The sequence below is a fragment of the Azospirillum brasilense genome (genome assembly GCF_001315015.1).
GTDB classification, from domain to species: domain Bacteria; phylum Pseudomonadota; class Alphaproteobacteria; order Azospirillales; family Azospirillaceae; genus Azospirillum; species Azospirillum brasilense.
Map to the genome: position 1 here is coordinate 209,711 of NZ_CP012917.1, position 19,408 is coordinate 229,118.

Annotated in this window: 19 protein-coding genes; 2 read left to right on the plus strand and 17 right to left on the minus strand. The window is 70.2% G+C overall.

From position 1 onward, the window contains the following. Position 1 precedes the first annotated feature (1 nt). The 3 genes from AMK58_RS25845 to AMK58_RS25855 all read right to left on the minus strand — a co-directional run bounded on the left by AMK58_RS25845 (position 2) and on the right by AMK58_RS25855 (position 1,093). A complete protein-coding gene (locus tag AMK58_RS25845) occupies positions 2–244 on the minus strand; it encodes a hypothetical protein (protein ID WP_035683018.1) in 243 nt (80 codons plus the stop codon). 110 nt (positions 245–354) lie between these two features. Continuing rightward, on the minus strand, positions 355–792 hold the full coding sequence (locus AMK58_RS25850) for a VanZ family protein (RefSeq protein WP_059399634.1): 438 nt from the start codon (positions 790–792) through the stop codon (positions 355–357). A gap of 100 nt (positions 793–892) precedes the next feature. After that, positions 893–1,093 carry a hypothetical protein gene (locus AMK58_RS25855; RefSeq protein ID WP_035683016.1) on the minus strand — a complete coding sequence of 67 codons (201 nt, stop codon included), beginning with the start codon at positions 1,091–1,093 and terminating at the stop codon, positions 893–895. 305 nt (positions 1,094–1,398) lie between these two features. Between AMK58_RS25855 and AMK58_RS25860 the strand changes: the two genes are divergently transcribed. Next, the gene (locus AMK58_RS25860) at positions 1,399–2,079 is read left to right on the plus strand and encodes a LuxR C-terminal-related transcriptional regulator (RefSeq protein WP_014200193.1); all 681 of its coding nucleotides are present in this window, start codon (positions 1,399–1,401) and stop codon (positions 2,077–2,079) included. A 60-nt stretch (positions 2,080–2,139) separates the two neighbouring features. On the opposite strand, the gene AMK58_RS25865 is transcribed toward AMK58_RS25860, so the two are convergent. The 5 genes from AMK58_RS25865 to ptsP all read right to left on the minus strand — a co-directional run bounded on the left by AMK58_RS25865 (position 2,140) and on the right by ptsP (position 9,976). After that, positions 2,140–3,744, minus strand: coding sequence for a sensor histidine kinase (locus AMK58_RS25865; protein WP_035683013.1), 1,605 nt, complete (start codon positions 3,742–3,744; stop codon positions 2,140–2,142). Positions 3,745–3,876: 132 nt separating this feature from the next. Beyond that, complete coding sequence (locus AMK58_RS25870; RefSeq protein ID WP_079285745.1) at positions 3,877–4,464, minus strand: DUF6655 family protein; 588 nt, start codon at positions 4,462–4,464, stop codon at positions 3,877–3,879. 243 nt (positions 4,465–4,707) lie between these two features. Then, the gene (locus AMK58_RS25875; RefSeq protein ID WP_059399729.1) at positions 4,708–6,441 is read right to left on the minus strand and encodes a fructose-specific PTS transporter subunit EIIC; all 1,734 of its coding nucleotides are present in this window, start codon (positions 6,439–6,441) and stop codon (positions 4,708–4,710) included. A gap of 35 nt (positions 6,442–6,476) precedes the next feature. Next, complete coding sequence (gene pfkB / locus AMK58_RS25880; RefSeq protein WP_059399635.1) at positions 6,477–7,439, minus strand: 1-phosphofructokinase; 963 nt, start codon at positions 7,437–7,439, stop codon at positions 6,477–6,479. Next, positions 7,436–9,976 carry a phosphoenolpyruvate--protein phosphotransferase gene (gene ptsP, locus AMK58_RS25885; protein ID WP_059399636.1) on the minus strand — a complete coding sequence of 847 codons (2,541 nt, stop codon included), beginning with the start codon at positions 9,974–9,976 and terminating at the stop codon, positions 7,436–7,438. Before ptsP ends, pfkB begins: the two co-directional genes overlap by 4 nt. A gap of 221 nt (positions 9,977–10,197) precedes the next feature. Between ptsP and AMK58_RS25890 the strand changes: the two genes are divergently transcribed. After that, complete coding sequence (locus AMK58_RS25890) at positions 10,198–11,226, plus strand: LacI family DNA-binding transcriptional regulator (RefSeq protein ID WP_059399637.1); 1,029 nt, start codon at positions 10,198–10,200, stop codon at positions 11,224–11,226. Positions 11,227–11,351: 125 nt separating this feature from the next. On the opposite strand, the gene AMK58_RS25895 is transcribed toward AMK58_RS25890, so the two are convergent. The 9 genes from AMK58_RS25895 to AMK58_RS25935 form a co-directional block, all read right to left on the minus strand. Continuing rightward, positions 11,352–12,116: a TetR/AcrR family transcriptional regulator gene (locus tag AMK58_RS25895; protein ID WP_059399638.1), complete on the minus strand. Its 765-nt coding sequence runs from the start codon at positions 12,114–12,116 to the stop codon at positions 11,352–11,354. 91 nt (positions 12,117–12,207) lie between these two features. Continuing rightward, on the minus strand, positions 12,208–12,822 hold the full coding sequence (locus tag AMK58_RS25900; RefSeq protein WP_059399639.1) for an isochorismatase family protein: 615 nt from the start codon (positions 12,820–12,822) through the stop codon (positions 12,208–12,210). Beyond that, complete coding sequence (locus AMK58_RS25905) at positions 12,819–13,868, minus strand: 2,5-dihydroxypyridine 5,6-dioxygenase NicX family protein (RefSeq protein WP_035682999.1); 1,050 nt, start codon at positions 13,866–13,868, stop codon at positions 12,819–12,821. The genes AMK58_RS25900 and AMK58_RS25905 overlap by 4 nt, the downstream gene beginning before the upstream one ends. A 27-nt stretch (positions 13,869–13,895) precedes the next feature. After that, positions 13,896–14,705 carry an alpha/beta fold hydrolase gene (locus AMK58_RS25910; protein WP_035682997.1) on the minus strand — a complete coding sequence of 270 codons (810 nt, stop codon included), beginning with the start codon at positions 14,703–14,705 and terminating at the stop codon, positions 13,896–13,898. 12 nt (positions 14,706–14,717) lie between these two features. Next, positions 14,718–15,473: a maleate cis-trans isomerase family protein gene (locus AMK58_RS25915; RefSeq protein ID WP_035682994.1), complete on the minus strand. Its 756-nt coding sequence runs from the start codon at positions 15,471–15,473 to the stop codon at positions 14,718–14,720. A gap of 83 nt (positions 15,474–15,556) precedes the next feature. After that, a complete protein-coding gene (locus AMK58_RS25920; RefSeq protein ID WP_236778374.1) occupies positions 15,557–16,780 on the minus strand; it encodes an FAD-dependent monooxygenase in 1,224 nt (407 codons plus the stop codon). A gap of 85 nt (positions 16,781–16,865) precedes the next feature. Then, positions 16,866–17,630, minus strand: coding sequence for an ABC transporter ATP-binding protein (locus AMK58_RS25925; protein WP_035682991.1), 765 nt, complete (start codon positions 17,628–17,630; stop codon positions 16,866–16,868). Continuing rightward, complete coding sequence (locus tag AMK58_RS25930; protein WP_035682988.1) at positions 17,627–18,439, minus strand: ABC transporter ATP-binding protein; 813 nt, start codon at positions 18,437–18,439, stop codon at positions 17,627–17,629. The genes AMK58_RS25925 and AMK58_RS25930 overlap by 4 nt, the downstream gene beginning before the upstream one ends. Beyond that, positions 18,436–19,407: a branched-chain amino acid ABC transporter permease gene (locus AMK58_RS25935; protein ID WP_035682986.1), complete on the minus strand. Its 972-nt coding sequence runs from the start codon at positions 19,405–19,407 to the stop codon at positions 18,436–18,438. The genes AMK58_RS25930 and AMK58_RS25935 overlap by 4 nt, the downstream gene beginning before the upstream one ends. Between the last annotated feature and the right edge of the window lies 1 nt (position 19,408).

A 19,408-nucleotide genomic window follows, 5' to 3' on the forward strand; every position in this document is an offset into this window, starting at 1 on the left:
GTCAGGCCGCGCGGTGGAGGAAGCCCAGATGCTGCGGCGCCAGGGTGGAGGACCACTCCTCCGCCGCGTCCTGCGCCTCGCGGCGGGTGGCGAACCAGCGGGCGTCGGGAGTCCAGCTCAGCCCCTCATGTTCCGCGTGCCAGTTCCACCAGCCGTCGGTGGCCTCGCAGACCGTCAGCATCACGCCGAACGCGGATTCCAGGGCGCGGGCGCCGGTCTTAGCCTTTTCGTTATGCCAGTCCATAAGCGTTACTCCAGATGTCCTGCCTTTCGGCATAGCATAGTTCGGTAGACGAACAAAACCAAAAAACGGAGGAGGCTGCTCGGGATTGCCGCTCCGGACGTTGCGTCCCCTCACTCCGGTAAGGACGCAAACGCCGCGGGCTGCGTGACTATTCCATGGCGCGCGCGGCGCGCGCGGCGCGCGCGTTGGATGGCACGATGTCCCAGCCGGACGCTCATGATTCCCAGGGCGATTCCCACGGCGTCCCCGGCCAGATCGGACAGGCTGGCCTCGCGTCCCGGGACGAAGGATTGCGCCACCTCGATGGCGGCGCCGAGCGCGAAGACCGCCAGCACCGCAAGCGCGGCGGCGCGCCGACTGGCGCTGGCCAGGATGCCGAGCAGGGTGAGGAGCCCGAAGGCCCCGGCGTGCACCAGCTTGTCGAAGCCGTAAAGGCCGCTGGGCGCCAACTGCGGTTGCAGCGCGGCCCAGAAGGCGATCCCCATGAGGCCGAGAAGAGCGCAGAGCGCGAGCCGGCGCCAAACAAGGGGAAGTGGTCGGAACGTCATGACGGCCTCCTGCGACGAAGGCCATCCTGCGCGGAACAGTCTCAAGAGCCGGTTAACCGCCTGATGTCCGCGCTGTGACATCAGGCGGGCAAGGCCCGGTTCAGGAACCGGTCGCCAGACCCATGGCAATGCCGCGCGCTTCGGTGAAGGCGGCGCGCTGCTGCACCAGCGTCCCGTCGGCGTAGACGCCCCAACCGCTCTGCGAGCCGGTGGCGTGGTAACGGATTTCGATCCGGCGGTGACAGTCCTGCATCACGAAGTGACATGGACTGATCTTCTGCCACATGGACACCATCGGCATGTCGGGCACCCATCCAAGCGATGAATTACGATGACTGTACCAATGGCCGATTATGGTTGCCGTGATATTAACGAGACGGCGTCCGATTCCCGCGCAAAATGGGTAGTGGCCTGTTCAGGCATGGTTTTTCGGAGTTCCCGGGCATCCGGGAGCGTCCTGGACCGGCTTTCCGGGGTGGGCATATGCCCGATGGGAGGACGCGCCTCGGACTTCATTGGTTAATATTCTACTAACGGACGGGTAGCCGGCCCGCCAACGATAGGGTAGGGTTGCTCATCTCAATCACCTTCGAGAGTGACTGGACGATGCAATCGGTCTCCATCTTTCTGATCGACGCCAACAAACTTTTCCGCGAAGGCATGAAGGCCCTCTTCTCGGAAGGGGAGTTCCGCATCACGAAAGAGGCCGCCAGTTTCAGCGACGTACCGCCGCCGGGCATGATGGAGGGCGACACGCCCGAGCTGATCATGATGGACCCGGCTTCCGCCAACGGCACGGTCCAGGCCGTGACCGTCCTGCGGGAGCAGTATCCGACCGCGCGGCTCGTCCTTCTGGCCAGCCACCTCGACGCCCAGGAAATGGCCAACGCCATCCAGGCCGGCGCCGACGCTTTCCTGATGAAGGACATCTCCCCGGCCGCGCTGGCGCAATCGCTGCGTCTGGTGATGATCGGCGAAAAGGTCTTCCCGACCCACCTCGCCGCCCTCCTCATCACCGGCAAGGCCGGCGCCAACACCAGCGCCAACGGCCCGACCGCGGCCAAGGGCCTGTCGCAGCGCGAGACGCAGATCCTGGAGCGCCTGCTGCAGGGTGACAGCAACAAGATGATCGCCAATCATCTGAACATCACCGAAGCGACGGTGAAGGTTCACCTGAAGAGCCTGCTGCGCAAGATCAACGCCTCCAACCGCACCCAGGCCGCCATTTGGGCGCTGGAGAACGGGTTCGGCGGCAAGGTCGAAAAGCCGATGGAAGCCGTCGCCTAAGGTTCAGGACGCCGCGCCATCCCGGAATCCGGTGGCTTCGACGCCCGACCGTTGGAAAGGTCAGGCTGGAAAAGTCAGAACAAAGCGGGTTCCGGGGCGGCCGCCCTGATCGGGGCGGTCGATCTCCAGCTTTCCGCCGAGCTGGCGCACCAGACCGTGCACCAGCGTCATGCCCATGCCCTGCCCCGACCCGGCGGGTTTCATGGTGCCGGCGCTGTCCGGCAGACCGGTTCCGTCGTCGGTTACCGTCAGCCGGCGGTCGTTTCCGCAGGCTTCGAAGCGGACCGTCACCGTCCCCTGCTGTTGCGCGCCGAAGGCGTGCTTCAGGGCGTTCAGCACCAACTCCGTCACGATCAGCCCCATGGACGAGGCCTGCGCGGCGGGCATCGGGATTCCGTGCGCGGCGTCGATGACCAGGGTGCAGCGGCCCGAATCGATGAAGGCGCCGGTCAGGCTTTCCCCCAGCCGTTGCAGATAATCGGCCGCGTCGAGCGTGGCGAGGTCGTTGCGCGTCGCCTCGAACAGGCGGCGCTGCACCAGCGCCATCGCCTGGATTCGCGAGAAGGCCTGCTCCACCGCCTTGCGCGCCGCCGGGTCGGTGACCGTGGCGGTCTGCATCGACACCAGCCCGTGCAGAAGCTGGAAGCTGTTCATGATGCGGTGGCTCATCTCGTGCGCCACCAGCTCGCTGCGCCGGGCCTCGTCCAGCGCCGTGGCCAAGCCCTGCGCCGCCCGCTTTTCCGCGTCGATGTCGCTGACCACGGCGACCACACCGCTGATCCGACCGTCGCCGTCGCGCAGCGGGGCGGCCGACACGCGCGTCCAATGCTCCGTTCCGTCGGCGGCGCGGTGCAGGAAGTCCATGCCGGGCACCACGATCTCGCCCTTCAAGGCGCGCGCGCCCGGAAACGCGCTGCGCTCGACCGGGCATCCGTCGGAGTGGAAGGCGCGCCAACGCTGCGCTTCCTGGTCGTCGGCGGACGGCAGCGAGCCGTTGGTGTAGTCGCGCATCAGCCGGTTGTTGCGGGTGGTGCGGCCCTGCGTGTCGTAGACGGCGACACCGACCGGCAGATGCTCCAGAACCGAGGACAGCAGCGCTTCGCTGGCTTGACGCTCCCGCTCCGTCCGGTCCCGCTCGATCAGCAGGGCGGCGGTGTGGGTCAGGAGATCCACCGATTCCAGGTCCAGCGGGCCGGGTGCGCAGGGGGTGGCGTGGTAGATGGTGAAGGCGCCGAGCACCGTCCCGTTGACCGCGCGGATCGGCGTGGACCAGCAGGCGGCGATGCCATGCTCCCGCGTCAGCGCGTGGTAGGGCGCCCAGCGCGGGTCCAGCGCCACATTCTCGACCACCACCCGCTCCCCGCTGTGGGCGGCTAGCCCGCAGGAGGGGGCTTGCGGCCCGATCTCGAACCCGTCCACCGCCCGGGTGTAGGCGTCGGGCAGGCCCGCCGCCACGCCGAAGCGCAGGGTGAGGCCGCCCTCGTTGACCAGGAATATGGCCGCCCGCGCGCCGAGCAGTTCGGCGCCCGCCCGGACCAGCAGGGCCAGCGCCTCGTCGAGTCCGCCGCCGCCGATCGCCCGCTCCAGCGCGGTCTTCTGGGCGAGCAGCAGCCGCTCCGATCGCCGGGCGCCGCCGCCGTCCCGCTCCGCCCTTTGGTCGTCCAAGATGCCGTCGCCTTTGCGCTTGGTGCCGCGCCCCGCGGGGCCGCGGCATGTTACGCGCCCATTTCCAGCCGCGCCAGGAAATGCGGCGAAGGCTTTGGTCGGGCGCAAGGATTTCGTGCGGGGAGCCCCGCGTCAGTTGGTCTCTTCGGGGTAGGGGGGCGAGGTGCGCCAGGAGAACAGCGTCATCGCGCGGTAGCTCTGTTCCCCCGACAGACCATAGGCCGGCTCCGTCGAGGCGACCAGGGCGCCGCTCCGGTTGTCGTAGGCGAAGGCGGAGAATTTCGCGACCGCCTGGTTCTCGGTGGAGCTGTAGACCGACGCCTCCGGCAGGGTGATCGTGCCGGGCAGGGTGATCGGGGGAATGCCCAGCACCGTCTTGCTCTGGTTCACCGACAGCGCGCCCAGCCGGATCTCGATGATCGTGTCGGCGGCGGCCCGGTCGGGAACGAGGCGGATGCCCTGACGCAGCAGCGATTCCTTGATCGCGCTGGCGGCGTATTTGGCGTCGGTGCCGTCGAAATTGCCGGTGTCGAGGAAGGCGCGCTTGTCCGCCGGCAGTTCCAGCCGCAGGCGATTGGCGGCGTTGTCGGCGGCGCTGGAGATCAGGAGCTGTTCGGTGGCGGTCCGGGACGGAAGGCTTTCCTTCACATCGGTGCATCCGGCGGCCAGGGCCGCGGTGGCGGCCAGCGCTGCAAGGATCATCGGTCTGTTGCGGGGCATTCGGGTCCTCGTGCGTTTCGTCTCCGGCTTCTCAGGTTCGCCCGCTCCGGGCAAGGGAGAGATTTGGGACCGGCCCCGGATAGAAAAAAAGCCACGCACGGGAATCGTGCGTGGCCTGAGTCTAGGGAGGAAACGCCCTATAGAGCGTGCTGCCGAGGCAGCAAAACAAAGATAGGGTCGGCGAGGCGTTCTGTCCAGGGGTTATGTAAACGTTTTCATCTCGACGATGTATTCGCAGCGCTGTTACGCCGTCACCACGCTACTGACCGGACGCTTCAGGACGCGCAGCGCCACCGCCGTGGTGACCGTCCCGGCGACCAGCGCCACGACGTAGCCCGCCAGATGGGTTACGGCGTTGGGGATGGGCAGGACGAAGATGCCGCCGTGCGGCACCTTCAGCTCCGCCCCGATGCCCATGGAGATGGCGCCGGTCAGCGCCGCGCCGAGCACCAGCGCCGGGATGACGCGCAGCGGGTCGCGGGCGGCGAAGGGGATGGCGCCCTCGGTGATGAAGGCGATGCCCAGGATGCCCGCGGCGTTGCCGGCCTCCCGCTCCTCCCGGGTGAAGCGGTTGGCGAACAGCTTGGTGGCGAGCGCGATGCCGAGCGGCGGCACCATGCCGGCGGCCATGGCGGCGGCCATCGGGGTGTAGACCTGGGACGCGATCAGGCCGGTGGAGAAGGCGTAGGCGGCCTTGTTGACCGGCCCGCCCATGTCGAAGGCCATCATGGCGCCGATCAGCAGGCCGAGCAGGATCGCGCTGCTGCCCTGCATGCCCTTCAGCCAGGCGCTCAGCGTCGCCAGGGCCTCCGCCACCGGGGCGCCGACCACGTAGATCATGGCGAGGCCGGTGATCAGCGAGCCGAGCAGCGGCAGGATCAGCACCGGCTTCAGCCCCTCCAGATTCTTGTGCAGCTTGATGTTGCGGTTGAGGAAGCTGGTGGCGTAGCCGGCGATGAAGCCCGCGACGATGCCGCCGAGGAAGCCGGCGCCGAGGTTGGCGGCCAGGATGCCGCCGACCATGCCCGGCGTGATGCCCGGCCGGTCGGCGATGGAGAAGGCGATGTAGCCGGCCAGCGCCGGGACCATCAGCGCGAAGGCGCCCTTGGCCCCGATCTGGAACAGCGCGTTGCCCAGCGTGCCCTGCTGGCTGTCCTCAAACACGTAGATGCCGCCGAGCGCGAAGGCGATGGCGATCAGCAGGCCGCCGGTCACCACGAAGGGCAGCATGAAGGACACGCCGGTCATCAGATGCTTGTAGGGGCCGCTGCGCTGCGCCGCCGCCGGCTCCGCCTTGCCCACCGCGACGCCGCCGGCCGGCGCCGGGGCGGCGCCGTGGGGCTGCGCCTCGGCCAGCGCGCGTTCGACCAGGGCCCGCCCGTCGTTGATGGCGGGCTTGGTGCCGCTCTTGAAGACGCGCTTGCCGGCGAAGCGGGCGAGGTCGACCTGCGTGTCGGCGGCGATCAGCACGACGTCGGCCTCGCGGATTTCCTGCTCGGTCAACGTGTCGCGCGCGCCGACCGAGCCCTGGGTCTCCACCCGCACGGCGTGGCCCAGCGCCTGGGCGGCCTGCTGGATGCCCTCCGCCGCCATGAAGGTGTGGGCGATGCCGGTGGGGCAGGAGGTGATGGCGACGATCTTCTTCGTCCCCGTTTGCGCCGAAGCTTGGGCCGGGGCGGTCGCCAACGCCTGCTCCAGCACGGCCCGCGCGTCGCGCAGCACGGCGTCGAGCGCCGCGGCGCTGCGCTTCAGCCCGGCGAAGCGCTCCTCGCCCAGATCACCGGAGCCGACGAGAATGACGCCTTGCGCGCCCTGCGCCGCCCCGGTGGGCAGCGTGTTGCGCACGCCGAGGCTGGAGCGCACCTCCACCTGGATGGTGTGGCCGAGCGCCGCCGCGGCTTTGCGCAGCGCTTCGGCGGCCAGGACGGCCTGGGTGCTGAGATCGCCCGCCGCGATCACGGCCAGCATGTTCGCCATGGTTTCCTCCCGAGCGGTCGCCCGCTCCCCGTTCATTAAAGCGTTGATATCTCGACCTGTCCGGCAAGCGCGCGGACCGTGTCCGCCGCCGGCAGGTTGGGTCCGAAGCAGCCGAGCTTCGCCGTGGCGAAGGCCACCGACAGGCGGGCGACGCCCTCCAGCGGCGCGTCCGCGCCGAAGGCGGCGATCAGCCCCGCCACCATGGCGTCGCCGGCCCCCACCGTGCTCAGCGCGTTGACCGCCGGCAGCCGGGCGTGCAGCGCCGGGCCGTCGGCCACGAACAGCGCGCCGTCCACCCCCAGCGAGACCACCACGACCGCCACGCCGTTGCGGTGCAGGCCGCGCGCCGCCTCCAGAAGGTCGGCGGTGGCGGGCAGGGGCGCGCCGGCCCAGGCTTCCAGCTCGTGCCGGTTGGGCTTGATGCAGAAGGGCAGGTCCGGGGCGGCCAGCGCCGCCGCCAGTGGCGGGCCGCTGCTGTCCAGCACGACGCGGGCGCCCTGGGCGCGCAGGTCCGCCGTCAGCGTCGCGTAGCTGTCCGCCGGCAGCCCGTCCGGCAGGCTTCCCGCCAGCAGGACCGGCGTGCCGGGAAGCACCAGCTCGCGCAGGGTGCGGCGGACGCGGTCGAGCGCGTCGGCGTCGGCGGTCAGGCCGGGCAGATTGAGGTCGGTGGTGTCGGCGGCGGCGCGGTCGGCGATCTTCACGTTGACGCGCGTCTCGCCGGGCAGCCGGACGAAGCGGTCGGCGATGCCCTTGGCGGCGAACAGCGCCTCGAAGGCCGCGGCGTTGCCGCTGCCCAGCAGGCCGGTGGCGACCACCGGCGTGCCCCAGTCGGCGAGGCAGCTCGCCACGTTCACCCCCTTGCCGCCGGCGTTGCGCCGCACGGCGCTCGCCCGGTGGACATGGCCGGGGCGCAGCGCCTCCACCGTGATGGTCTGGTCGATGGCCGGGTTCAGCGTGACGGTGACGACCGGCCGGATGTCCTCTTCGAACGTGCTCATGAGGCATCTCCGTCGAGCGCGCGCACCGCGTCGGCGGTCTCGCAGTCCAGCGCCCGTTGCGCGGCGTCCTTCAGGGCGGACAGGTCGCTGCCGCGCAGCCGGTCCTTCACCGCGGGGATGTCGCGCGGCGTCATCGACAGCTCGCGCACGCCGAGCCCGGTCAGCAGGGCCGCGCCGAACGGGTCGCCGGCGATGCCGCCGCAGACGCCGACCCAGCGGCCGTGCCGCTCCGCCCCTTCCACCGTCAGGCGGATCAGCCGTAGGACGGCGGGGTGCAGGCTGTCGGCCTCCGCCGCCAGTTCGGGGTGCTGGCGGTCGATGGCCAGCGCGTACTGCGTCAGGTCGTTGGTGCCGATGGAGAAGAAATCGACGTGGCGGGCCAGGACGTCGGCCTGGATGGCCGCCGCCGGAACCTCGACCATGATGCCCAGCGGCACGGCCGGGGCGTCCAGCTCCGCCCGGATGCGCTCGCAGGCGGCGCGCAGGGCCTGAACCTCACCCAGCGCCGTGATCATCGGGAACATGATCGACAGGGCACCGCCGTCCTTGGCCCCGCCGTCCTTGGCGGCGCGGTAGAGCGCGCGGAGCTGAGTCTCCAGAAGCTCGGGCCTGCGCAGCAGCAGGCGGGCGCCGCGCACGCCGAGGAAGGGATTCTCCTCGTGGGGAAGCTGGAGGTGCGGCACCTGCTTGTCGCCGCCGATGTCCAGCGCGCGGACGATCAACGGACGGCCCTCCAGGGCGGTCAGCATGCCGCGGTAGGTCTCGTACTGCTCGTCCTCGCTCGGGGCGTCGCCGCGCTCCAGGAACAGGAACTCGGTGCGCATCAGACCGACGCTCTCCGCCCCTTGCGACAGGGCGACGGCCACCTGATCGGGCCGGTTGACGTTGGCACCGATCTCCATCGCGTGGCCGTCGCGGGTGCGGGCGGGCAGGCCGCGCCGGGCCTCCTCCTCGGCCTTGCGGGCCTCTTCCCGCGCGATCCAGGCGCGGGCATCGGCGGTGTCGGCCTCGGCGGGGGACAGGTGCAGGCGTCCGGTCTGGCCGTCGAGGATGGCTGGTGTGCCGTTCGCCAGCTCCATCAGCGCCGCGCCGCCCGCCACCATCGCGGGAAGCCCCAGCGTGCGCGCCAGGATGGCGGTGTGGGAGGTCGGGCCGCCCTGCGCCGTCGCCAGCCCGATCACCCGCGCCATGTCCAGCGCCGCCGTGTCGGAGGGCGACAGGTCCTCGGCGATCAGGATGCAGGGGGTGTCCGGCAGGTCCGGCGCGCCGCCGGTGCGCAGCGCCGGGTCGATCCGCGCCAGGACGCGCTGGCCGACGTCGCGCAGATCGGCGGCGCGGGCCGCCAGCACGGGGTTGGCGAGCGCGGCCAGCCCGGCGGCGGTGCGCTCCACCGCCTGATGCCAGGACCAGGCGACGCCGTGCCCCTCGACCATGAGCTGGCAGGCCAGCGTCACCAGATCGGTGTCGTTCAGGATCTCCGCATGGGCGGTGAAGATGGCCGCTTCGGACGGCCCGAGCCGCCGGGCGGTGTCGTCGGCCAGCGCCTTCAGGGTCTGGCGGGTCAGGCTCAGCGCCTCGTGGAGGCGGTCGCCGCCCTCGATCAGCGGGACCGGCTCGTCGGGAACGGACACCGCGGCGCGCGGCAGCACATGCACCGGGCCGATGGCGAGGCCGGGGCTGGCGGCGATCCCCGGAACGGCGGGCAGCGGGGTTGGCGGCGTCCAGCCGCGGGCGGGGGCGCGGGCCTTCTGCGCGGCGGCGGCGGCGTCTGCCTTCTCCCGCGCGGTCAGGCGGGTGATGGTCGCCTTCATGCGGGCCAGCGCCGCCACGGCGTCCTCGCCCTCCGCCGAGACGACCACGCTGTCGCCGGCGCGCAGGCCGAGCTGGAGCAGCGCCACCAGCGCCTTGGCGTCGGCCACCAGATCGCCGTGGCGGACCTGGATGCGGGCGGCCGAGGCGCGCGCCGTCTCCACCCAAGCGGTGGCCGGGCGGGCGTGCAGGCCGGTGGGGTAATCGACCACCCAGTCGAACCGCTCCGTCAGATCGCTGCCCGGCGTGGTGGGGGTGGTCAACGGCGCGTCCTCGCCGAGGGCGGCGGCGAGGATGGCGGGGTCGGTGACGGTGAACAGGGCGGTCAGCCGCGCCTCGTCCTGCATCAGCCGGGTCAGGCGGCGCAGCACGGCGATGTGGGCGTCGGACTGGGCGGCGATGGCGACCACCAGATGGGCCGTCTGGCCGGGATTCCATTCGATGCCGCCTGGCACCTGGAGGACGGCGATGCCGCTGCGGCGGACCATGCCGCGGTCCTCGACCATGCCGTGGGGGATGGCGACGCCATGGCCGAGGAAGGTGTTCGCCACCGCTTCCCGGCGCAGCATGCTGGCGGCGTAGGCCGGATCGATGCAGCCGGCGGCGATCAGGAGCTGGGCGGCCTCGCGGATCGCCTCCTCCTTGCCGGCGGGACTGGCGTTCAGCCGAAGCAGATCGGGCCGCAGCAGATCGGTGGGCATGATGGCGGTGTTGGCGTCGGGGGCCATGGCGGGTCCGTCTCCTCCGTTCGGTGTGGTGCCGGGCGTTCTTGGGCGTCGTCCTTGCAGCGCTGTTATTGAAAACGATTACATCTGGTTCTGTCAACGGAGTTTGCATTGAATCCGCGGACTCCTTCGGGCAGACTGTGCCGTATGGGGCGGTGGATTGGCCCTAAGGGATGGAAACGATTTCAAAAACAGTTTCAAGACGGATCGGTGACCGGATCATCATGAGCGACAGCGCCAAAGCCACCGGAATCAAGGCGGTCGGAATCAAGGATGTCGCCCGCGAGGCCGGCGTCTCGGTCGCCACGGTGTCGCGGGTGCTGAGCAACGGCCCGGTCAGCGACGCGCTGCGCGCGCGGGTGGAGGATGCGGTGCTGGCCACCGGCTACCGCCCGAACCTGTCGGCGCGGCGGCTGCGGTCGCAGCATTCCCAGACCATCGGGCTGATCGTCTCGGACATCCGCAACCCCTTCTTCACCGCGGTCAGCCGCGCGGTGGAGGACGCCGCCTTCCAGGCCGGCATGCGGGTGATCCTGTGCAACACCGACGAGAACCCGGAGCGGGAGGCCATGTACCTGCGGCTGATGCAGGAGGAGCGGGTGACCGGCCTGATCTTCGCGCCGACCCGCGCGACGCTGGCCCAGCTCGACCGGACCGACCTGGATTTCCCGGTGGTGCTGATCGACCGCAGCGCGCCGGCCGGGCGCTTCGATTCGGTGGTTCTCGACAACCCGCAGGCCGCCGCCCTGCTGGTCGATCACCTGCATGGCCAGGGCTACCGCCGCATCGCCGGCCTGTTCGGCAACACCAGCACCACGGCGGTGGAGCGCCACGCCGGCTATCAGGCGGCGCTGGCCGCCCACGGTCTGCACGCCGAGGCGCGCTTCGTCCCGCCGACGGCGGAGGCGGCGGAGGCGGAGATCGCCCGCTGGCTGGCGGCAGCCCAGCGCTCCGGCGCCATGCCGGACGCGGTGATGGTCAGCAACAGCCTGCTGCTGATGGGCGTGGTCAAGGCCACGCGGACGCTGGGGCTGACGATCCCCGGCGATCTGGCGGTGACCGGCTTCGACAACGAGCCCTGGACGGAGCTGGTCGGCCCCGGCCTGACGGTGATCGAACAGCCGGTCCACGAGATCGGGCGGGCCGCCATGACGCTGCTGTTCGAGCGGCTCGACGACCCGGAACGGGCGACGCGCAAAGTGGTGCTGTCGGGGACCTGCGTGGCGCGGGGGTCGACGGGCGGGGTGGGGTGAGTGGTTGCGGCGGTGCCCCCCTCCCGACCTCCCCCCGCTCCGCAGAGGGAGGAGTTAAGCCCTCCCCTGCAAAGCGGGGGAGGGTTGGGTGGGGGCTCGATGGAACCACTTACCCCGATCGCTTTTTACCCCCTCTTGCCCCGTCCCGGCGCCCGCACGGGGTCCGGCACCGGGGCAAGCATGCCGGCGCTGACGAAGCTGCTGATCTCCGTGATGATCTCGTCCGGGTCGCCGGGGTTGCAGATGCCCGGCGCCAGCTCCTCCAGCCGGTGGGTGTCGGAGAAGGCGTAGAGATAGGCGCCGATCATCAGCGTCATCCGCCAGTAGACGTCCCGCTCCGACAGATGCGGCAGCGCCTCCTTCAGCGCGGCGGCGAAGATGCGCGTGGAGGCGTCGTAGGCCTCGTTGCGCAGCTTGTAGGAAATCTCCGGCGGCTCGGTGTGCAGCCGGGCCTGAAGCCGCATGAAGGTGCGGCCCCCCTCCGTCTCGCGCATGGCCAGCGCCGGCATCAGGAAGGCGTAGACGATGTCGCGCACCGGCGGCGGTGCGGGGCCGCGGCGCAGCGCCTCCAGCCGCTCCATGCGCTCGTCGGCGATCTTCCGGCCGCGGCGCAGGAAGACCTCCTCGAACAGCCCGTGCTTGGACCCGAAATAGTAGCTGATGAGGGCCTGGGTCACCTCGGCCCGGTCGGCGACGTTGCGCAGGCTGGTGCCGGCGTAGCCGAGGTTGGCGAACTCCAGTTCCGCCGCGTCCAGGATCTGGTCGCGCACGTTGCTGGTGCCCTCCGGACGGCCCGGGCCGGCGCGGCGGCCGCGCGCGGGGCGGCCCCGCGCCGGGCCGCTCTCCGGCGCGGTGTCGGCGACGGGCGCGCTGTCCTGGACTTTGCTCATCGGTCGGCTCATCTCACTCCCGGCGGCACGCTTCGGATGGAAAGTCTAACATGGTGCAACGCCCGATCCTCTTTTCAACCATGACCGCGTCTCACAAGGCGAGAACGCGCTCCGCCGGAACCACGTCGCCGTATTTCTGGCCGATGTCGAACAGGTTGGCCTCGTGCGGCGCCAGGGCGCGATCGCCCACGCAATCGGCCATGACGACCGGACGGAAGCCGTGGCACATGGCGTCCACCACGCTGGCCCGCACGCAGCCGCTCGTCGTCGCTCCGGCGATCAAAAGAGTCTCGACGCCGCGCTGTGTCAACCACGGCGCCAGCCCGGTCCCGAAAAAGGCCGAGGGCACCGTCTTGCGCACCACCAGCTCCCCCGGCACCGGGGTCAGCTCCGGCACGATGGCGCTGATGGGCGCATGCTCCGTCAGGGTCTGCATGCCCGGCACCTTGATGGAGAAGACGTTCCCGTCAGACCCATCGTCGGCGTAGACGATCCGGCTGTGGGCGACCGCCCAGCCCATGGCGCGGGCCTTCTCCAGCACCTGCGCCGTGCGGGCGATGGCCGGCGCGATGTTGCCGCCACCGAACACCGCCGGGTCGGCGAAGCCGTTGACGAAATCGACGATCAGCAGCCCGATCCGGCCCTGGATGCCCAGCGACCGGCCGAAGCCCTGACGCTCGTAGACGGCCTGTTCCGCAACACTCATTGCGCCAATTCCTTTCCGGCGAGCAGCTTGCCCTCGCGGACGACCGCGCGCCCGTCCAGGCTGACGGTGCAGTTCCGCATGGGGATGTCGATGTGGCAGGCGGTGGTGCGCGACCCGCCCGCCTCGTTGTTGGGGCCGAGCGAGAACAGGAAGTTCCCGGCGAAGGCCCGCGCGTCCATGCCCAGCGTCTGCTCCCGGTCGTAGAGACCGAGCGTCGACCAGCGTGCCCGCTTCTGCGTGCCCCAGCCGATGTGGGAGATGGCGTAGGCCTCCGGGTCGGCGAAGGCGTCCATATAGTCGTTCAGCAGGTCGGCGTCCAAACCGCCGGTGATGGCGGTGACGTAGCCCTTCTCCACCGTCATCTCGATCTGCGAGGTCAGGTAGGACTTCATCGGCAGGAGGATGTCGCCCTTGTCGAGCACGATCCGCCCGCTCGCCTGCCCCTCGTTGGGGAAGGTGAAGCCGAAGCCGCTCGGCCAATGGTCCCAGCGGCCCGGCTCGTCGACGAAGCCGTATTCCTGCACCGTCGGGAATTCCCCGATGGGCAGGCGCAGGTCGGTGCCGGCCCGCGAGGTGACGTGCATCTCCTTCGCGGCCTTCAGCAGCGCCGTCGCCTCGCCCACCGTCGCCTTGTCCTCCAGGCTGGGCAGCAGGCGGACCAGCACCTCCGGCGGTTCGACGGCGAGCAGGATCTTGGTGCCGCTCTCCAGGATCTCCATCTGCTCCGGCGAGAAGAGGAGCGTCATCAGGTCCAGCACCAGATCGCTTTCCTTCAGCGCGGCCATGGCGGCGCGGTTGCCAGTCAGCGGGGTGGTGCCGAGATAAGCGAGGCTGTCGCGGCTGTGGGCGTGCTCCGCGTTGACCGGCGGCAGATCCAGCCGGTTGACCCGCGCGCCCAGGGTGGAGGCGGCGATCAGGGCGGTGCGCAGGGTCTGCGGATGGGTGCTGTCGCTGGTCAGGACGGTGACCACCTCCTGCGGCTTCAGCTTCGACAGGGTCAGAACATGGGTCCAGGCGCGGACCATATCGGCGTCACTGACGGGCATGATGCGTGTCCCTTTCCTGAATGGCGGTCAGACGGCGGTGCCGAGGAAGGTGCCGAAGGCGCGGTAGAAGCCCTCTTCGTCGTCCCAGGGGATCATGTGGCCGGCCCCCTCGACGCGGGTGACGGCCAGCTCGGGCTGGAGCTTGCGGATTTCCGCTTCCTCCTCGGGCCGGATCACGTCGCCGCGCCCGGCGGCGATCAGCAGGGCCGGGCAGGGGATGCGCGGGAAATCCGCGTGGATATCGTCGGTCTGGAAGTCGTTGAAGGCGGTGACGATGGCCCGCTCGTCGCAGGTGTGCAGCCATTCGGCGCGCAGCCGGAGCTGCTCCTCCGTCCAGGTCGGGCAGAAGGGCCGCATCGCCTCCAGGTCGGCGCCCTCGCGCATGAGGCGGATGGAATCCACGTACCAGGGCAACTGCGCCGGGTAGGGACGGCGGCCCGGTCCGGAGACCGGCGGATCGACCATGACCAGCCGCGCCGGGGCGGCGCCATGGCGGCTGACCGCGCGCAGGCCGATGCGGGCGCCCATGGAGTGGCCGACCAGCGCGTAGTCGCGCAGGCCCAACGCCTCGGCGAAGGCCGTCACGTCGGCGGCCATGGCGTCCAGCCCGTAATCGAGCGCGTCCGACGCCTCCGACAGGCCGCGCCCGCGCACGTCGAGCACGTAGGTGTCAAAGTTGCGCCCGAAGCGCTCCGCCACGAAGCCCCAGGTGACGGCGGGGCTGGTGATGCCCGGCACAATCACCACCGGACGCCCCTGGCCGCCGTAGCGCAGGTAATGCTGGCGGATGCCGTTGGCGCGGACGTTCGCGCCGTAGCGGTAGGTGCTGCTGGTCATGGTTTCCCCCGCTCAGTAGGCGCCGGAGAGCAGGGCGCCGGCCCCGGGAACGCGCGTCGGCAGGCCCAGCGCCTTCAGCTTGGCGTAGGTGGTGGCGACGGCGGCGCTCAGCACCGGCTTGCCGGTCATCGCCTCGACCTGCGCGATGGCGGGCAGCGACGGCATCTGGACGCAGGCCGACAGCACGACGGCGTCCACCCCGGTGGTGTCCATGCCCGCGACGATTCCCGGCAGGCGGGACGGGTCGTGGCGTCCGACCTCCAGATTGTCGGGGATCTCCAGCGCGCGCCAGTCGACGACCTGCACGCCCTCATGCTCGATGTAATCGACGACGAGCTGGGCCAGCGGCTTCATGTAGGGGGCGACCAGGGCGATGCGCTTGGCGCCCACCACATGCAGCCCGTCGACGAGCGCGCCGGCGCTGGTGATGACCGGGGCCGTCCCGCCGTTCTCCGCGGTGCGCCCGTGCAGCCGCTCCTGCGAGACGCGGTGGTAGCCCTTGCCCATGCTCATGATGGCGACGAGACAGGCGTAGCCCAGCACGTCGACGCGGGCGTCCGACAGCTCCAGCGCGCAGCGGTCGGACTCGGCGTCCATGGCGGCGAGTTCCTCCTTCTTCACCGTCTTCATGCGCATGCGGCTGGAATGAAAGGTGAAGCGGGTGCCGTGCGCCAGCGCGTGGGCGGTCAGCATCGCCGGGATTTCCGTCTCCATGGTCGTGTTGGAGCTGGGGACGATCTGGCCGATGCGGTAGGTCTTGTTGGTCATGGTCGGTCCTTGGAGAGGTCTTGCGGCGGCTGGCCCCCACCCCGGCCCTCCCCTGCTTGGCGGGGAGGGTTAGGGAGGAGGCATCACGCCACGAGGCGCGGCTTGTCGGAGAGGTTCGGGCGGAAGGCGCGGGCGTCGTACTGGTAGACCCAGTTGGCCTGGATGCCGGTGGCCTGCGGGTTGAACAGGCCGCGGAGCCAGTACATGAAGTCGCGCTTCGCCTGGGCCAGCGGGGAGGGCAGGTGGTAGGTCCGCCCGCGCTCCCGCGCCTCCAGCTGGACGCGGCTGGTGCGGGGAAGCCGCTCCGCCTCGTAGTCGCGCAGCGCCGAGGCCACGTCGCCGCCGTGCCCCTTCAGGGATTCGGCCAGCACATAGGCGTCCTCGATCGCCATGGCGGCCCCCTGCGAGAGGAAGGGCAGCATGGGGTGCGCCGCGTCGCCCATCAGCGTGATGCGGCCCTTCGACCAGCTCGTCATCGGGTCGCGGTCGAACAGGCCCCATTTGTAGACCTGGTCCACCTTGCTGAAGAGCGTCTCCACGTTGCGGTGCCAGCCGCGGAAGGCGCCGAGCATCTCCTCCTTGCTGCTGGGAGCGTTCCAGGACTCCTCCACCCACTCCTTGGTTTCGGCGACCGCCACGATGTTCACGGCCTTGCCGCCGCGCACGTAGTAGGTCACGACGTGGCTGTGCGGCCCGAACCAGAAGGAGGCGTCGGGGCTGACGTAGTCCACGACCCCGCCGGTCGGCACCACGGCGCGGTAGCACATGTGGCCGGTGAAGCGCGGCGCCTCCGGTCCGAACAGGCCGGCGCGCACGACGGAGCGCACGCCGTCGGCGCCGACGATCAGGTCGGCCTCGTACTCGCTGCCGTCGCTGAAGCTGGCGACCGCCGAGTTCTTGTCCTGGCGGACGCCGGTGCAGCTCACCCCGAAATTGGCGACGCTGTCCGGGACCAGCGAGGCCAGGATGGCGTGCAGGTCGGCGCGGTGGATGTGGATGAAGGGCGCGTCGTAGAGCACCGGGCAGGTCTCGATCAGCGGCGTGCGGAAGGTCTCCCGCCCGCTGCGCCAGTTGCGCCCGACCAGCGACTGCGGCAGGAAGCCGGCAGCCAGCATCTTGTCGAGAAGCCCCAGCGACTTGATGACCTTCACCGCGTTCGGCGTCATCTGGATGCCGGCGCCGATCTCGCCGAAGCCCGGTGCCCGCTCGAACAGGCGGACCTCGAAGCCGCGCTGGAGCAGGCTGCCGGCCAGCGCGACGCCGCCGATGCCGCCGCCGACGATGCCAATTCGCATGTTGGTTCGCACTCTTGCCTCCTGAAGGACGGCGACCGAGAATTGTTCGGTCGTTCGTTTAATTATTCGTGACACGGCCATTCGCCGTGTGGCGGCCTCAACCGCCCAGATAGGCGCGCAGCAGGTCGGGATCGCCGCGCAACTCCGCCGAGGGGCGGCTGGCGGTGATGCGGCCCGTCTTGACCACATAGGCGCGGCTGGCGACGCCCAGCGCGTTGTGGATGTTCTGCTCGACCAGCAGGACGGTCACGCCGTGGGCGTTGACGGAGCGCACCACGTCGAACACCTCGTCGGCCATCTTCGGGCTGAGGCCGAGGCTGGGCTCGTCCAGCATCAGCAGCCGCGGCTCCGACATCAGCGCGCGGGCGATGGCGAGCATCTGCTGTTCGCCGCCGCTGAGCGTGCCGGCCATCTGGCGCGACCGCTCGCGCAGGCGGGGGAAGCGGTGGAAGGCCATGCCGATGCGCCGCTGCACCTCCTCGCGCGAGCGGCAGAGATAGGCGCCGAGCGCGATGTTCTCCTGCACCGTCATGTTCGGCCAGACGTGCCGTTCCTCCGGGCAGTGGGCGATGCCGGCGGCGACGATCCGGTCGGCGGGCAGGTTGGCGATGGACTTGCCGTTCCAGGTGATGGTGCCGGAGCGCGCCTTCAGCAGACCGGAGATGGCCCGCAGGATGGTGCTCTTGCCCGCACCGTTGGCACCGATCAGGGCGACCGTCTCGCCGGCCCGCACGTCCAGCGACACGCCGTGCAACGCGGCGGTGGAGCCGTAGGCGACGTGCAAGCCCTCCACGGCGAGGACCGGCGCGTCGGCGGCCTGCGCGATGGCGGAGGGCGAGGGGGATTCGGAGAGCAGCGTCATGCGGCGGCCTTTCCGAGATAGGCTTCGGCGACCTGCCGGTTCTCAATGATTTCGGCCGGCCGGCCCTCGGCCAGCTTGCGGCCGAAGTTGAGGACGACGATCCGGTCGGACACCGACATGACCAGATCCATGTTGTGCTCCACGATCAGCAGCGCGTCGATGCTGCGCCCGATCAGCGTCTTCAGCACCGCGCCGAAGGTCCCGGCCTCGTGGCTGTTCAGCCCGGCGGCGGGCTCGTCGAGCATCAGCAGGCTGGGCTTGGCGGCCAGCGCCACCGCGACCTCCAGCAGGCGCAGCTCGCCGCAGGACAGCAGGTGCGCCGGGGCGTTCATGCGCTGGGCCAGACCCATTGTCTCGACGATGGCGGCGGCGCTCTCCCGCGCCTCGCGCTCGGCGCGGCGCACCGCCTCGCCGGGGAAGAAGGTGGCGAGGAGGGATTGCCGGCTCGCCATGTAATGGCCGGTCAGCACATTCTCGAAGACCGTCAGCCGCTTCATGACGTTGGTCTTCTGGAAGCTGCGGACGAGGCCGAGCCGGGCGATGGCGTGGGGCTTGCGGTTGGTGATGTCCTGCCCCTTGAAGCGCACCCGTCCGTTGCTCGGCGCGTAGAAGCCGGTCAGCATGTTGAAGCAGGTGGTCTTGCCGGCGCCGTTGGGGCCGATCAGGCCGACGATCTCGCCGGGCTCGATGTGGAAGCTGAAGTCCTTGACCGCGGTGATGCCGCCGAAGGTCATGGTCAGGTCGTCGGCGCGCAGCAGCGGCTGCCGGTTCGCGGTCGGCTCGGTGGCCGGCTCGGGGGTCGCCGTCATACGGTGCGCTCCTTCGCGGCGTTGAGGGTCGGCTTGGCGGCCTGCTGCTCGCGGCGCAGGGCGATGAAGCCCATCAGGCCGTTGGGCAGGAACAGGACGATGGCCATGACGATCAGCCCGAACAGGGTGAGGCGGAGTTCCTGCACCTCGCGCAGATATTCCTCCAGCACCGTCACGATCACGGCGCCGGCCAGCGGGCCGATCAGCGTGCCCTTGCCGCCCAGCAGCACCATGATGATCATCGTCGCCATGAAGGCGAAGCGGAACACCTCCGGCCCGACGAAGGAGATGTAGTGGGCGTAGAAGCCCCCGGCCAAGCCGGCCAGGAAGGCGCCCAGGACGAAGGCCTGCATGGCCGTGCCGAAGGGATCGACGCCGATGGACTGCGCGACGTAGCGGTTCTCGCGCACCGCCACCGCCGCCCGCCCGGCGTTGGAATAGACGAAGCGGTAGGAGAGGTAGAGCGCCACCGCGGCGATGCCCAGCACGATCAGGAAGAAGCCCGCCTTGTCGGTGACGGCCACGTTTCCGAAGAGATTTTGGCCGACGCCCGCCAGACCCATCGGGCCGTTGGTCACCGCGATCCAGTTGTTGGCGACGATGCGCAGCACCTCGGCGAAGGACAGGGTGACGATCACGAAATAGGGGCCTTGCAGACGCAGCGTGATCGCCCCGATGGCGAAGCCGAAGACGGCGGAGACCAGCCCGGCCAGCGGGATCGTCACCCACATCGGCATCCCCGCCTGGGTGGACAGCAGCGCCGCCGTGTAGGCGCCGGTGCCCAGGAAGGCGGTGTGGCCCAGCGAGAACTCGCCGACATAGCCGACCACCAGATTGAGGCTGCTCGCCAGCACCGCGTAGAACAGCGCCATGATGGCGAGGTGCAGGATGTACTGGTCCGACACCGCGAAGGGCAGAAGCGCCGCCCCCGCCAGAAAGGCCAGGAGGATGTTGCGTTCCAGGGTCATG

What these genes read in the sequence shown, in the direction of transcription:
- AMK58_RS25930 (WP_035682988.1), bottom strand. Translation starts at nt 18,439, where the DNA reads ATGACGGCGACCCCCGAGCCGGCCACCGAGCCGACCGCGAACCGGCAG.
- AMK58_RS25875 (WP_059399729.1), bottom strand. Translation starts at nt 6,441, where the DNA reads ATGGCGAACATGCTGGCCGTGATCGCGGCGGGCGATCTCAGCACCCAG.
- AMK58_RS25925 (WP_035682991.1), bottom strand. Translation starts at nt 17,630, where the DNA reads ATGACGCTGCTCTCCGAATCCCCCTCGCCCTCCGCCATCGCGCAGGCC.
- pfkB (WP_059399635.1), bottom strand. Translation starts at nt 7,439, where the DNA reads ATGAGCACGTTCGAAGAGGACATCCGGCCGGTCGTCACCGTCACGCTG.
- AMK58_RS25915 (WP_035682994.1), bottom strand. Translation starts at nt 15,473, where the DNA reads ATGACCAACAAGACCTACCGCATCGGCCAGATCGTCCCCAGCTCCAAC.
- AMK58_RS25900 (WP_059399639.1), bottom strand. Translation starts at nt 12,822, where the DNA reads ATGAGTGTTGCGGAACAGGCCGTCTACGAGCGTCAGGGCTTCGGCCGG.
- AMK58_RS25855 (WP_035683016.1), bottom strand. Translation starts at nt 1,093, where the DNA reads ATGCCGATGGTGTCCATGTGGCAGAAGATCAGTCCATGTCACTTCGTG.
- AMK58_RS25860 (WP_014200193.1), top strand. Translation starts at nt 1,399, where the DNA reads ATGCAATCGGTCTCCATCTTTCTGATCGACGCCAACAAACTTTTCCGC.
- AMK58_RS25850 (WP_059399634.1), bottom strand. Translation starts at nt 792, where the DNA reads ATGACGTTCCGACCACTTCCCCTTGTTTGGCGCCGGCTCGCGCTCTGC.
- AMK58_RS25905 (WP_035682999.1), bottom strand. Translation starts at nt 13,868, where the DNA reads ATGCCCGTCAGTGACGCCGATATGGTCCGCGCCTGGACCCATGTTCTG.
- AMK58_RS25895 (WP_059399638.1), bottom strand. Translation starts at nt 12,116, where the DNA reads ATGAGCAAAGTCCAGGACAGCGCGCCCGTCGCCGACACCGCGCCGGAG.
- AMK58_RS25870 (WP_079285745.1), bottom strand. Translation starts at nt 4,464, where the DNA reads ATGCCCCGCAACAGACCGATGATCCTTGCAGCGCTGGCCGCCACCGCG.
- AMK58_RS25910 (WP_035682997.1), bottom strand. Translation starts at nt 14,705, where the DNA reads ATGACCAGCAGCACCTACCGCTACGGCGCGAACGTCCGCGCCAACGGC.
- ptsP (WP_059399636.1), bottom strand. Translation starts at nt 9,976, where the DNA reads ATGGCCCCCGACGCCAACACCGCCATCATGCCCACCGATCTGCTGCGG.
- AMK58_RS25890 (WP_059399637.1), top strand. Translation starts at nt 10,198, where the DNA reads ATGAGCGACAGCGCCAAAGCCACCGGAATCAAGGCGGTCGGAATCAAG.
- AMK58_RS25935 (WP_035682986.1), bottom strand. Translation starts at nt 19,407, where the DNA reads ATGACCCTGGAACGCAACATCCTCCTGGCCTTTCTGGCGGGGGCGGCG.
- AMK58_RS25845 (WP_035683018.1), bottom strand. Translation starts at nt 244, where the DNA reads ATGGACTGGCATAACGAAAAGGCTAAGACCGGCGCCCGCGCCCTGGAA.